This is a genomic window from Arsenophonus symbiont of Ornithomya chloropus (genome assembly GCF_964026495.1).
In the GTDB taxonomy this organism is placed as follows: domain Bacteria; phylum Pseudomonadota; class Gammaproteobacteria; order Enterobacterales; family Enterobacteriaceae; genus Arsenophonus.
In genome coordinates, this window is sequence record NZ_OZ032148.1 from 138452 (window position 1) to 153507 (window position 15056).

At 20.9% G+C, this 15056-nt stretch carries 9 protein-coding genes and 1 pseudogene; 8 read left to right on the top strand and 2 right to left on the bottom strand.

Annotated elements, in window-relative coordinates; genetic code table 11:
- Nucleotides 1-1076 precede the first annotated feature (1076 nt).
- From glyQ to ABNS14_RS00595, 4 genes are all read left to right on the top strand, one after another.
- A complete protein-coding gene (gene glyQ / locus ABNS14_RS00580; protein WP_348666437.1) occupies nucleotides 1077-1976 on the top strand; it encodes a glycine--tRNA ligase subunit alpha in 900 nt (299 codons plus the stop codon).
- 26 nt (nucleotides 1977-2002) lie between these two features.
- The gene (gene glyS / locus ABNS14_RS00585; protein WP_348666438.1) at nucleotides 2003-4069 is read left to right on the top strand and encodes a glycine--tRNA ligase subunit beta; all 2067 of its coding nucleotides are present in this window, start codon (nucleotides 2003-2005) and stop codon (nucleotides 4067-4069) included.
- 548 nt (nucleotides 4070-4617) lie between these two features.
- A complete protein-coding gene (gene gorA / locus ABNS14_RS00590) occupies nucleotides 4618-5967 on the top strand; it encodes a glutathione-disulfide reductase (RefSeq protein ID WP_348666439.1) in 1350 nt (449 codons plus the stop codon).
- Nucleotides 5968-6387: 420 nt separating this feature from the next.
- Nucleotides 6388-7035 (top strand): DsbA family protein, encoded by a 648-nt coding sequence (locus tag ABNS14_RS00595; RefSeq protein WP_348666440.1) that lies wholly within the window; start codon nucleotides 6388-6390, stop codon nucleotides 7033-7035.
- Between the two features lie 243 nt (nucleotides 7036-7278).
- Here the strand turns inward: ABNS14_RS00595 and yihA are convergent, their stop codons facing one another.
- On the bottom strand, nucleotides 7279-7887 hold the full coding sequence (gene yihA, locus ABNS14_RS00600) for a ribosome biogenesis GTP-binding protein YihA/YsxC (RefSeq protein ID WP_348666441.1): 609 nt from the start codon (nucleotides 7885-7887) through the stop codon (nucleotides 7279-7281).
- 1330 nt (nucleotides 7888-9217) lie between these two features.
- Here yihA and ABNS14_RS00605 point away from each other — a divergent pair.
- The 4 genes and pseudogenes from ABNS14_RS00605 to ABNS14_RS00620 all read left to right on the top strand — a co-directional run.
- Nucleotides 9218-10117: pseudogene (locus ABNS14_RS00605) on the top strand (5'-3' exonuclease); the annotation flags it as partial.
- 1388 nt (nucleotides 10118-11505) lie between these two features.
- Nucleotides 11506-12081 carry an anthranilate synthase component II gene (locus tag ABNS14_RS00610; RefSeq protein ID WP_348666442.1) on the top strand — a complete coding sequence of 192 codons (576 nt, stop codon included), beginning with the start codon at nucleotides 11506-11508 and terminating at the stop codon, nucleotides 12079-12081.
- 568 nt (nucleotides 12082-12649) lie between these two features.
- On the top strand, nucleotides 12650-12856 hold the full coding sequence (locus ABNS14_RS00615) for a hypothetical protein (RefSeq protein WP_348666443.1): 207 nt from the start codon (nucleotides 12650-12652) through the stop codon (nucleotides 12854-12856).
- Nucleotides 12857-12932: 76 nt separating this feature from the next.
- Nucleotides 12933-13100 (top strand): DUF441 family protein, encoded by a 168-nt coding sequence (locus ABNS14_RS00620; protein ID WP_348666444.1) that lies wholly within the window; start codon nucleotides 12933-12935, stop codon nucleotides 13098-13100.
- A 348-nt stretch (nucleotides 13101-13448) separates the two neighbouring features.
- On the opposite strand, the gene dapE is transcribed toward ABNS14_RS00620, so the two are convergent.
- Entirely contained in the window at nucleotides 13449-14588 is a 1140-nt protein-coding gene (gene dapE, locus ABNS14_RS00625; RefSeq protein WP_348666445.1) for a succinyl-diaminopimelate desuccinylase, read from the bottom strand.
- Nucleotides 14589-15056 lie beyond the last annotated feature (468 nt).

Below are 15056 nucleotides of genomic sequence, written 5' to 3' on the forward strand. Positions count from 1 at the left end.
ATAAAATTATAACAATATTTTTAATATAGTTTTGGATATTTTTACAAAAAAAATATATAAAATATTTTTTAATAGGTAATGATATATTTTGCTAATAATAGATAATATCTAAATTAAAGATTATATAAATAGAAAAATTTTGTGATAATTTTATAAATTTAGATTTATTGAAAAAATATTTTTTCGATTATGAAATATTCATTCAAAAAAATGCTTGATAAGTTATTAGTTAAATTATATAAAATGTTTGTGCTAATTTTTTTGAAGTAATTATTTTTTGTTTTATATATCAATTATTCAATAATATTTATTGCAATTATAAGTTATTATTGATTTTGTTCTTTTTATGAAAGTATAAATAACTTCTTTATAGTATTTTTTATATGAATTCTATATGGTTTATTATATTTAATAAATTATTTTAAATATAAATTTAAATATTTGTCTTAAAAATTTTTTGATATTTCAATGAGAATTGAAGTTTTTTAAATATTGTAAATTTTATGAAATTTTTATTTATAGTATATAATGGTAATTATAAATAATTGTTTATTTTATTTTTAAATTTTATTATTTATTTTTTTATAAAAGATATACGTTTATTTTTTAAAATTATTAAATTTATATATTTTAAAGATATTTAAATGAATTTGTTAATAAAAATTCCAAAATATTGTTATATTTAAAATATAGTATAATAATATATTCTATATAATATTTGTCATAATTAATTATAGAATATAAAAAAATATTTTTTACAAAGATTTTAAAAAATATGATTATTTGATAATTTAATTATTTTATAATATTATATAAATGATAATTTTTATTTATTAAATAAATATCTTTTTTTGAAAGATTTTCTTTTTAAGAAAATTTAATAAAAAAGATGTTTAAAAATAATAGAGCTAATGATTATTTTAATATCTTGTTTTATAAAAACAGATCATAATTTTTACTATAGATAATCAATAAGTTTTCATTATTTTTCATATCACTCATAAAGTCACTAAATAATTAAGTTAGTGACTGATTATTAGATTAGAATTTATCATGCGAATTTAAATATACATAACATGCAAAACTTTGATATTAAAACTTTTCAAGGATTAATTTTTACATTAACAAATTATTGGGCTCATCAAGGCTGTACTATTATTCAACCATTAGATATGGAAGTAGGCGCAGGGACATCACATCCTATGACTTGTTTGAGAGCTATAGGTAAGGATCCTATAGCACTTGCTTATGTGCAATCATGTCGCAGGCCAACTGATGGTCGTTATGGTAAAAATCCTAATCGTCTTCAACATTATTATCAATTTCAAGTTATCATAAAGCCTTCTCTTGATAACATGCAAGAATTATATCTTAATTCCTTACAAGAGTTAGGATTAGATCTTAATATTCATGATGTTCGTTTTATTGAAGATAATTGGGAAAATCCAAGTTTAGGAGCATCTGGAATTGGTTGGGAAATATGGTTAAACGGTATGGAAATTACTCAGTTTACCTATTTTCAACAAGTTGGAGGTTTAGAATGTAAACCTGTTACAGGTGAAATTACTTATGGTCTTGAACGTTTAGCTATGTATATTCAAAATGTTGATAGTGTTTATGATCTTTTATGGTCTACAAGTTTCTTGGGGAATGTTACTTATGGTGATATTCATCAAAAAAATGAATTTGAACAATCACTTTATAATTTTCAACATGCCAATATTGAATTCTTGTTTAAATGTTTTGAGGAATATGAAAAAGAAACGCAATATTTATTATCATTAAAAAAACCATTAGTTTTTCCTTCTTATGAGCGTATTTTAAAAGCTATGCATGTATTTAATTTATTAGATGCACGTAAAGCAATTTCAGTTACTGAGCGACAAAGTTATGTTCTGCGTCTTCGAACTTTAACAAAGATGGTTGCAGAATTATATTATGCTTCTTGTAAAGAAATAAAAAATCCTATGCATTAACATAAAAATTATAAGGTTAATTTGTTATGCAAAAAACTTTTTTAGTAGAAATTGGTACAGAAGAACTACCACCGAAATCTCTTCGTTTATTAGCTGAAACATTTGCTAAAAATTTTAAAGATGAATTAAAAAAAAGTTCTCTTCAATATGAAGAAGTTATTTGGTATGCATCCCCCCGCCGTTTGGCAATTAAGGTGATTAATTTAGCATTATATCAAACAAATCATGAAATTAAAAAACGCGGACCTTCAATAATTCAATCTTTTAATGATAATGGTGAATACACTAAAATAGCTAAAAAATGGGCTCAAGGTTGTGGAATTACTCTTGACCAATCAGAACGCTTAGTTACTAATAAAGGTGAATGGTTATTTTATCGTACTATTACTACAGGAAAATTAGCTAAGGAATTATTAAATAATATCGTCAATAAAGCAATCAATAATTTGCCATTTCAGAAAATGATGAGATGGGGTAACAATAAAATTGAATTTGTTCGTCCCGTGCATACTGTAGTTATGTTATTAGGAAAAGATGTTGTTAAAGGTAAAGTTTTTGGTGTTGAAAGCGGACGTATAGTATTTGGTCATCGATTTATGGGTAAAGATTGTATTATTCTTAATTCTGCTAAAACATATCCTAGTATTTTGTATAAATCTGGTAAAGTGATTGTTGATTATCAAGCACGTAAAGAATTAATAAAATATAAAATCAAAAAAATAGCTGAAAAATTAGGTGGTTTTCTAAAATATGAAGATGATTTATTAGAAGAAGTAACAGCATTAGTTGAATGGCCTGTTATATTAAGCGCAAAATTTGAAAAAAAATTTTTGTTACTTCCTAAAGAAGTTTTAGTTCATATTATGATTAATATTCAAAAATACTTTCCAGTATTCAATCAAAATGGTGATTTGATGACTGATTTTATTTTTGTTGCTAATATTAAATCTTTAGAACCAAAAAAAATTATTCTAGGAAATGCAAAAGTTATTCGTTCACGTTTAGCAGATGCTGAATATTTATTTATGAGGGATCGTGAGAAAAAAATAGAAGAAAATTTTATATTATTAAAAACTGTTTTATTTCAAAAACACCTTGGTACACTACTTGATAAAACTAATCGGGTAGTTATATTATCTGTTTATATCGCAAAAAAAATTGGTGCAAATATTAATCATGTTAATCGAGCAAGTTTATTATCTAAATGTGATTTAATGAGTCATATGGTTTTTGAATTTCCTGAACTACAAGGCATTATAGGAATGCACTATGCACGTTTAGATGGTGAAATAGAAGATGTTGCATTAGCTATTAAAGAACAATATCAACCTCGTTTTTCTGGTGATTTTTTGCCTTCCACTAAAGTTTCTATTGCAGTAGCTTTAGCTGATAAAATTGATATGTTAGTTGGTAGTTTAGGCATGAATCAACATCCTAAAGGTGATAAAGATCCATTTGCATTACGACGTGTTGCACTTGGTATTTTTCGAATTATTGTTGAAAGTTCTTATGAACTTGATTTATTAATCTTAGCAAAAGAAGCTACTAAGCTTTACGGAAATAAATTAATTAATGAAAATGTTGTTGATAATGTTGTTAAATTTGTATTAGGACGTTGTATTGTTTGGTATAAAGAGCAAGGATATTGTTTAGATGTTATCCAATCTGTTTTAGTTTGTTTTCCAACTAAACCTAAAGATTTTGATGCTCGGTTAAAAGCAGTAACTTATTTTCGCACTTTATCAATAGCTAAAAAATTAATAATTATGAATAAAAGAGTATCTAAAATTTTAAAGAAAACAAATGAAAAATTGAATGTACATGTTATTACTTCTTTTTTAAAAGCGCCGGAAGAGATTCTTTTAGCTACTAATGTAGGTATTTTACAAGATAAATTATTACCATTGTTATCAGAATATAGATATGAAGATATATTAATGGAACTAGTTTCACTTAATGAAATGATTGATAATTTTTTTGATAATGTTATAGTGATGGATAATGATAAATCAATAAGAATTAATCGTTTGACATTATTAAGTCATGTGCGTGCACTATTTTTACAAGTAGGAGATTTTTCTTTATTACAATAAAAACAATAAATTATTTTTAATTTTTTTTATTCTTGTATTATTGTTTAATTAAATTATTGTAATTAATTTTAATTATTAAAGCTTAATTTTTTATTTTGACCATAATTAAAATTAACTTTATATTAATTTTAGATTAATTAATAAGATGTAAGTGCATTTCTATTTTTCTTTCTAAAAATTTATGCAAATATTTATTATTAATTACTTTATCACTAATAAAGATAATGAAAATTGTAGATGAATTTAAATATGAAAAATTATATATATTCATAAAAAGTTAGTTTTTTGAAAAATAATCTGAAAAATATATGTCAACATTATTTATTCTGTATTTAAATAAATATAACTGTTTTTTAAACATATGCTTTACAATTATGTCAATTAATAATTAATTTGTTTTTATTAAAGGTAAGAAAATTTTAAATGTATTTAATTGAAATTTTTGTATGTTTTATAAAAATATTTTTAAAATTAACGTTTAACAAACATTAAAATTTAAATTATTAGTAAGTTATAATTTAAATTGATAAAATGGAATAAAATAAATGATGAATGATCATTATGATTACATTGCTATTGGTGGTGGTAGTGCTGGTATTGCTTCAATAAATCGTGCAGCTAAATATGGAAAAACATGTGCTCTTATTGAATCAAAGGCTTTAGGTGGAACTTGTGTAAATGCCGGGTGTGTACCTAAAAAAATTATGTGGTATGCAGCACAGATTGCAAAAGATACAAAAACTTATATTCCTGATTATGGTTTTTATGATATTAACCATAAATTTGATTGGAAAAAATTAATTATAAATCGTCAAAAATATATTAATGCTTTACATAAGTCTTATGAAATGAATTTAAGCATTAATAAAGTTAAAGTTATTAATGGATTTGCCCGTTTTGTTGGTGATAATATGATTGAAGTGAATGGTAATAAATTAACTGCCGATCATATATTAATTGCAACTGGTGGTCGCCCTATTCGACCTAATATTTTAGGTGCAGAGTATGGGATAGACTCAGATGGTTTTTTTCAATTGACAACTTTACCAAATAGAGTTTCAATTGTTGGTGCTGGTTATATTGCTGTTGAGTTAGCTTCTATATTAAATGCATTTGGTAGTGAAGTCCATTTATTGGTTCGTCGACATGCACCTTTGCGTCATTTTGATTCCATGATTGTTCAATCTTTTTTGAATGTTATTGAAAATGAAGGAATAATATTACATTCTGAATCAGTTCCTAAATCTGTTATTAAAAATTCCGATGGAACACTTACTGTGTATTTAAAAAATGCTCAATCAATAAATATTGATACTTTGATATGGGCTGTTGGTCGTGAACCTATGACAGATGATTTAAATCTCTCTATACCTGGTGTTTTGTTAGATAGTAATGGTTATATTAAAGTTGATAAATTTCAAAATACTAATGTAAATAGAATTTATGCAGTTGGTGATAATACAAATAGAGTTCATTTGACTCCAGCTGCTATAGCAGCTGGTCGTAAATTGTCTGAACGTTTATTTAATAAAAAATCTAATGAATATTTAGATTATAATAATATACCTACAGTAATATTTACGCATCCTCCGATTGGTACAGTGGGGTTAACAGAAAAAGAAGCAATAAAAAAATTTGGCAGTAATAATCTTAAAGTATATCAATCTTCTTTTGTTTCAATGTATACAGCAATTACTGCTTATCATCAAATTTGTAATTTAAAATTAATTTGTGTTGGAAAAAAAGAAAAAATTGTAGGTATTCACGGTTTAGGTTTTGGAATGGATGAAATTTTACAAGGTTTTGCTGTTGCTTTAAAAATGGGGGCAACTAAAAAAGATTTTGATAACACAGTTGCCATTCATCCTACAATGGCAGAAGAATTTGTAACAATGTAATAATTTAATATTTTTTTATATTTTGTAAATTTTTTGTTTTTTAAAAATTAAAATTTTACAGTATTTGTTAAAAAATTAAAAAATAAAGTTTATCAAACATTTTTATATTAAAATATCAATATATATAAATTAAATAAGTTTAAAAAATATTTTTTATGTATATTAGGATAAAATAAATATGGAGTGTAATAAATGTCATTTGTTAGTCAAAAACTTGATAAGTATAATATATATTAAATATTTTTATTAAAAATTTTTGTTTGCTTTTTTAATTCTTGTAATTTTATAAAAAAATTATGAATACTATTATATTATAAATTTTGTTTTATAAATATTTAGAAATACTATTTTGAAGTAATAATTTTATATTTTTTGTCTTATATTTTATAATAATATATAATTCAATAATTAATGAGTAATATGAAACAATTCTTTTTTGCTTTTATTTATTTGCTGGTATCTTTTAATATTTTTGCTACGAATTACTCTTCTATGCGTTATAAAGAAGGTATTGAATTTATTAAAATTAATAAAAGTATAAAAGATGCACCTACAGTATTAGAGTTTTTTTCTTTTTATTGCCCACATTGTTACGAATTTGATTATATTTATAATATATCCAAAAAAATAAAAGAAAATTTGCCTAAAAATATAATAATGGAACGTTATCATGTTAATTTTTTAGGTGCGTTAGGTAATGAATTAACAAAAGCTTGGACTGTAGCAAAAATATTTTCAATAGAAGAGAAAGTAATTCCTTTGTTATTTGAAGGGATACAAAAAACAGAATCAATTAATACACCAAATGATATTAAAAATATATTTGTTAAGTTAGGTATAAAAAGTAAAGAATATGATATATTAATAAATAGTCTTCTCGTTAATTCATTATTGATAAAACAACAAAAAGCAGCCAAGGATTTTCAACTAATTGGTGTACCAGCAATTTTTGTGCATGGTAAATATATGTTATGTAATCATAATATCAAAGCTACTAAAGAGTATAATTATCCTCAAATTTATTCTGAAATAATCAATTTTTTGATTAAAAATAGAGATCTTTTTTGAAAAAGATAATTAAATAATAAACATATGATATATGATAATAAAATATCATAAGATTTTTTTTTGTAAAATGTCAAATATTAATACATATCTGTTTTTTATGAATTTTGCATTAATAAATAGTTTTTTATTGAAAAACTATTTATTAATGCAATTTGAAATAATAGCTTCAATAAAAAGATCATTTTTATAATATAAAATGTATTTTATAAAATACATGATTATTGAATTTTGATAAATATTACTTTAATTTTTGTTAATCCAATTATTGAGTTTATGTTCTAAAATATTAATTCCTATTTTCATAAATGATGAAAATATTTCTATTTCTATTTTTTTGGAAATATTTTTTAATTTATGACGTACTTTTTTAATTTGACAATTTTGTTCATAATTCTTTAATTTATCTGCTTTATTTAGTAAAATACATGTAGGTATATGTATTCTAGTTGACCATTGAATTATTTTTATGTCCATATATTTTAATGGATGTCTAATATCCATTAAAATGATTAAACCTTTTAAAGATTTTCTTTTATGTAAATATTCATTTAATGCTTTTTGCCATTGCATTTTTACAAATATAGGTGCTTGTGCATAACCATATCCAGGTAAATCTATTAATCTAATGTTATTTTCTACTTCAAATACATTAATTAATTGTGTTCTACCAGGTTTTTTACTTGTGTATGCTAATTTCTTTTGTAGTGTAAGTGCATTTAAAGCGCTAGATTTTCCAACATTAGAACCGCCTATAAATGCAATTTCTATACCATTATCATTTGGTAAATAATGAATATTAGGTGCGCTTATAAAAAATTTTGTCTTACGATAATTATAACTCTTGTATATCATGATTATTTTTTTTGATATTGTAATTTATATAAAATTAAATTTTTTAAAAATTTTAAACTATAATAATTATATTATATAAAATATAATAAAGTATTAAAAACCTTTTATGGAATAGTTTATATAAGAAAAATCAATAATTTGTTTTGTGATTCTTGATAAAAAATCGATATTTTATCTTTAATGACGTTATTTCTTGATTGTATATTTCAATTAATAATATTATTTATTTTTTAATGTGTATTTTATAGAACGAAAATATGATTATTCTATTTATCGAATTAAAATAGAAATTTATTTTAAAATCAAGTTTTGAATATATTATTTTAATTTTACCATAAAATAATAAAAATTAGTAATAATAATTAATATTTTTAAAAATTATAAGAAAATTTCATATAAGAAAAAAATAATTTTCTAATTTCTGGGATTTATGAGCTAAAAAATATGTTTATCATTAATAATCTGTAGTAAAAGAACAAAATTTATATTTATGAGTTTATTATAAAAGGCATATAATAGATGATTGAATGAGTAATTTCTAATTTTATTTGTATAGAATTAATAGTTTTAGCATAAAAGTAACAGATTAATTTTTTATGGTTTTTTTTGTTATTATATATTTAAAAAAAAGAATTTTTCAAAAAAATATTTTATAGAGTCATATAAGTAATAATACAAGATAATAAATATTGTTAATATGATATTAAAGTATCATATTCATATATAAGATATTTAAAATATATCTGAAATTAGAAATGTAAAATTTTTTCTAGTAGTTTGAAATTGTACATTGGTAATGTTAATTAATATTTTTTTAGATTTTTTAAAATTATTAATCTGTAGTTTAATTGATACAAATATTGTTATGCAATAATAATTATATTATAGTGATGTGATCTAAGAATTTAACAAATATTTTTAAATATTATCGAAATATATGTTTAAAAAATAATAATTTTAAAAATTAATTTAATTTAAAATTATTATTTATGTAAATTACTGAATATGTTAAATATATTAAAATAATATTTTTATTTTTGTAATATCCACAAGAAATATTTGTCAATACATTTAAAAAATATTACTTTTTTTTCTATTATTAACATTTTGATTATAATAAAAAATTATACTTTATAAGTAATTAATTTCATTATTTCTGTTTAATATATGCTTAGATTTATACACAATTTTATTCACAAATTATTTTAACCTCTCTGATATTTATAAAGTTTGATTTAAAAAATATGATAAAACATATTTTAAATTATAAAAGGAAAATTATATAATTATCAATTATTCTAACCATTATTGTAAAAAGTATTTCTAAACTATGTCTACAAGTAAAAAAAAACTATTTATTCTTATTGATGGGTCTTTTTATCTTTATCGTGCATATTATACTTTTCCATTATTAATGAATTCTTCTGGAAAACCAACAGGTGCTATTTATGGTGTAATTAATATGTTACGTAGTTTAATCATAAAATATGCACCGACTCATATTGCAATAGTATTTGATGCTCCAGGAAAAAATTTTCGGCATTTGTTATTTAATAATTATAAATTTCGAAGACCATCAATGCCAGATAATTTACGTTTACAGATACTGCCATTACATGAATTTATTATAGCTATGGGATTACCTTTATTTGTTGTTTCTGGTGTAGAAGCTGATGATGTGATAGGTACATTAGCTTTACAAGCGACTCAAGACAATATTCCTGTATTAATAAGTACAGGAGATAAAGATATGGCCCAATTAGTTACAAGTGACATCAAATTGATTAATACTATGACAAATATTATTTTAGGACCAAAAGAAGTTATTGATAAATATGGTGTTCCTCCTGGCTTAATTATTGATCTTCTTGCTTTGATGGGGGATTACTCAGATAGTATACCTGGTATACCAGGTATAGGAAAAAAAACAGCAGTATCTTTATTACAGAATATTGGAAATTTAATTACTATTTACAAGGATTTATCAGTAATTAAATTATTAAAATTACGTAGTTCAAATGTTTTAATAAAAAAAATGTTAGAATATAAAGAAATTGCTTTCTTGTCTTATAAATTAGCAACTATTAAAACAAATGTTAATCTTAAAAAAGATTATCACGAGTTAGTTATTAAAAAATGTGATTTTAAAAAATTATATCAATTTTGTCATTATTATGAATTTTTTGGTTTCCTAAATAGTTTGGATTATAATAATTGGTTAATAAAAAAAGAATAAAATTGTTTTTTGATGTGTTTTATATGTAATATATTTTTTCTAATTAGAGTAAAAGTAGAAAAATCGACTAATATTTGATAAATAAATATTCTTTAATATAATTAAAATATATAAAAATTATAATAATGCATTATTAGTTTATATAAAACTTATTTTAATTATATAAAAATATTATTTATAGTAAATAAGCTATAAAAACTCATTATAATTTTATCGTAAATTATAATTATAGTGGATATTTTTATACTATGTTTCTTGTAAAAACTAGGAGGATATTTTTTTAAAAATGATAATTGATACCAAGAAATAATTCAGAAAAAGTAAGTAAATATTTGATTATTTTTAAAACTAGAAATTTTTTTTTAAAAAATATAAATTATTTTTTTTGGAGAGCATAAAATGGTTTCATAAGAAAAAATTTTTTATAAATTAATTATTATTGATACAAAGTAATGAGGGTATATTTAAAATTATGTAATAATAAAAATTATTTTTTGGCATTTTAGCTTATTAAGTTTAAAATTTATTTTTTGTTAACTATAAATTATAACTTATTTTTCATATAAAAAATTATAAATGTTTTGGTATCTGTTGTTTAATATACCAATATAGAAATATTTTGATATTTAAAATTTATGTAATTTATTTTTATTTTTTTTGATTTATTGTAATTTGGTAATGAGTTTTTAGTATTTTTTTATTATTTGATTATGTATCATGTCATTTCTATTTTTTGTTTTTTTATGTTTATAACATTACATTAAAAATTGTTCAATTAAATGATTGGAGAATGATTGGAGGTTGATAATATTTTATCAGGAGTGTTAATTTTTTAGCAAATATCAAATTTATATTTTTTATGATATATAACAATCATATTTAAGTGACGATTATGGTATAAATAAATTTTATGAAAATTTTTAATGATTAAATTGCATAAAATTTATTAGAATTAAAAATTAGATTTTAATTTAAAATACAAAATTATCGATTAATAATATAAGTTAAAAAAAATATATGAATTTTTTATAATAAAACATTTTTGTAAATTTCGAAAACAGATAATTTATTCCTTTTGATTTGATTAAAAATAAAAAAATAATATTAAAATATTAATTTAGATTTAGTTTTGTTGAATAAAAATATAGTTTTATTATTATATTAATTGGTTATTTTAATATGATTAACATAAATATCAATAATTTTTAGATTATTAGCGTTTATTTGGCTTTTTTTTATTGTTTATTTTTTCGTTTTTTAGGTTTATTTTTAGGTTTAAAATAAATTAATTAAAATAATTAATTTTATTATTCTTATTTAAGAAATACAATTATAAAATTAAAAATTATGCAAATTTTTGAATATTATATGGTTAATAAAATATGATTTTGATAATTGATAATTATGATTCTTTTACTTATAATCTTTATCAATATTTGTGTGAATTAGGGATGGATGTTTTAGTAAAACGTAATGATGCTATTACGATAGCAGAAATCAAAAGATTTTCACCAACACATTTGATTATTTCACCTGGACCAGGTATTCCTAATAAAGCAGGAGTTTCATTAGATATTATTTCATTTTTTTCTGGTGTGATCCCCATTTTAGGTGTTTGTCTTGGTCATCAGGCAATCGCGCAGGTATTTGGTGCTTCTATTATCAAAGCTAAAAAAGTTATGCATGGTAAGGTATCTACAATTTTTCATAATCAAGAAGGTGTTTTTAAAAAATTAAAAAACCCTCTAAAAGTAATGCGTTATCATTCTTTAGTAATTGAGATTACAACATTATCCAATATTTTTGAAATAACAGCATGGACTTTATGTAATGGAAAAATTGATGAAATTATGGGTATTCGACATAAAAATTTACATATTGAAGGTGTTCAATTTCATCCAGAGAGTATTTTAAGTGAACAAGGACATGAATTGTTAAATAATTTTTTAAGATATTAATTTTTTTTGTGCATTATTATTTAATTTAATGATGTCATTTTTACATTATTAGATAAATTGTAGACATTAATACTTTTTGAGTTTCAAAATTTGATTTTTGATTTATATAGATTATTTTTTTTAAAAATTGAATATAGGTCAATATTTTTTGAATAAAATTACAATATTTATTAATAATAATAAAATATACAAAAATATTTTTAATACTGATTTTTATAATTAAATAATATTTAATAAGTATATTATACATATTTTTGTATTTTAAAATATACTCTTAATACATATTTTATTAAAAAAAATCAATAATTTTAATAAAATATTAATATTAATGATGTGTTTTAAATTTAAATTATATATGCATGAAAAATATTTTTTATGATTAATATTCTTAATATAATATTTTGAATATTATAGAAATTAAGTATTCATATTATTAGATTTATTTTAAAAAACTTTAAAACTTTTTATGATTTTTATGCATTAAATCATCACCTGATTAATTTTTATAAAAATATTAATAAATAACATATTTCAATTACTGGTAAATTTTTAGTAAATATAAAAAATTATGAGTAATTTTGAGACAGCATTATTTATTTTTTTTGTATTAATTATTTTAGAAATAATGAGCAATAATATAATTTTAACAGTTGCTACTTTATTATTGCTTATTGTTTGTATTATACCTTTAAATGTTTTTTCATGGATTAAAAAATATGTTATGACAGTTGGTATTTTAATTTTGACTGTGTGGGAAAATAAAATTTATTACTAATAAATGTCTAGCAGTAAAAAATATGATGAATTCTTTTTTGTATTGGGAATAATTATTAACAATTATTATCGGGATTTTGTTATCATGGCTAGGTAGTCAAGGTGTTTTTTTGATTGATTATAAAGCAGTAATGATTATAGGGTTATTATTTGGTACTTTGATAGGTGTTTTTATTTTTCATGGAGTAGTAGTAGGTCCATTAATAGCAGTAGGAATTCTTTCTTTACTAATTGATAATTTTTAAAAATTATGTTCAAAATAGAATCAATTAACTATATCATTTTTTACAAGATTTTTTCTATCTTTTATTTTTTGAATTCATATTCTACATTATGGTATCTTTAATAAGATTATTTTTAAAAATATTAAAAATAATAAATAAAAATAAAGTTAATTATATGTTTATATGTTTTTTTAAAAAAATTATCTAATTTTTCAAACATGTCTATTTAATTAGATCTGATGATATACTTAGTTTTTTATAAAATTTTAAAAAACTATATTATAGTTTTTTATAGGAGAAAGCTTATTATTAAATAATTACTTTTGATATATAGTGAATACGATATATTTTATTTTTTGTTATTAAAATTTAATTTAAAAGTATTTTTTTTGCAATCTTATAATAAATAAAACTTAATTTTTGTAAATCTTTAACACTAATGCATTCATTTGCTTTGTGGATACTTTTGTTCAAAGGGCCTAGTTCAATAACTTGTGCACCGATATCAATAATAAAACGAGCATCTGATGTTCCTCCATCAGTTGATAACTTAGGATAATAACCACAATGTTTTTCTATAACTTTACAAACAATATTTATTAATTCTCCCCCTTTTGTTAAAAAGGGGTTAGCAGATAATGAGCAATATAATTTATAATTTAATTGATATTTTTTTAATATTTTTTCAATTTTTTGCTTAATTTTTTTTGCAGTTAATTCATTACTAAAACGAAAATTAAATTTTATTACTAATTTACTTGGAGTAGTATTATTACTTTGTATATCTGAATAAATATTTGCAATTTGCATACTTGTAGGTGGAAAGAAAATATTTCCAGTATCCCATTTTTTTTTCACTAATTCGCTTAAAAAAGGTAATGCAATAAGAATTGGATTATTTATTGAATTGGGATAAGCAATATGTCCTTGCTCTCCCTTAATAATAAGGGTAATGTTAAGTGATCCACGACGTCCATTTTTTATGGTATCACCGATTTTTTTTGTACTAGATGGTTCACCTACTATACAATAATTAATTGTTTCATTGCGTTTTATTAATGTATTAATTACTTTTACTGTTCCATTAGTAGCTTTATCTTCTTCATCAGAAGTAATTAAGAAAGCTAATCGACCTGGATGAGATGGGAAATTTTTAATAAATTTTTCTGCGGCTATAATCATTGCAGCAAGAGAACCTTTCATATCAGCAGCTCCTCTTCCATAAAGAAATCCATTATTTAACGTTGGTTGGAAAGGAGGAAAATTCCAATTTTTTTGATCACCTGCTGGGACTACATCTGTATGTCCAGCAAAAACTAAAGTTTTTCTTTTATCCTCACCATGAAGGGCCCATAAATTTGTTGTATCTTTAAAATACATAACTTCAATAGAAAAATTAAGTTTTTTTAATCTTTCAATGAGAATAGTTTGACATCCATGATCATCTGGGCTGATTGAGGGTTTTTGAATAAGTTCTTGTGCAAGTTGAAGAATAGAGTAAATGTTCATTATTTTTTTAAAAGATAAATTCTTAATGTTTATTTTGTATATTTAAAAATAAAATTAGTGAATATTAGTATGGTAAATATTTTCTGTTTATTTTTATTATCAGTAATATAAATAATTTTCGTATTTTGTTATTTAATGAAATCTATAATTAATTATTTATATTATATATTTTTTTTGGTTGTTATATTTTGATTATAAATAGATTAATTATTTATAATAACATCATTTAATAAAAATTTGTATATAAAAATATTTCAAATTAATATTGCTATTATTTATTAATTTTTATAAATTCTTTAAATAATATTATTCAACTAAAAATAATAATTAATATATTTTATTTTTAATAGTTTTTGTTAAATTTTTGCTTATCATAAATTACTTTTTTAATATTTATTAACTTTTTATAAATTTTAATTTTGTTATTATTTTTTTATATTATTTTTATTTGTGTGTTTAATTATTTAT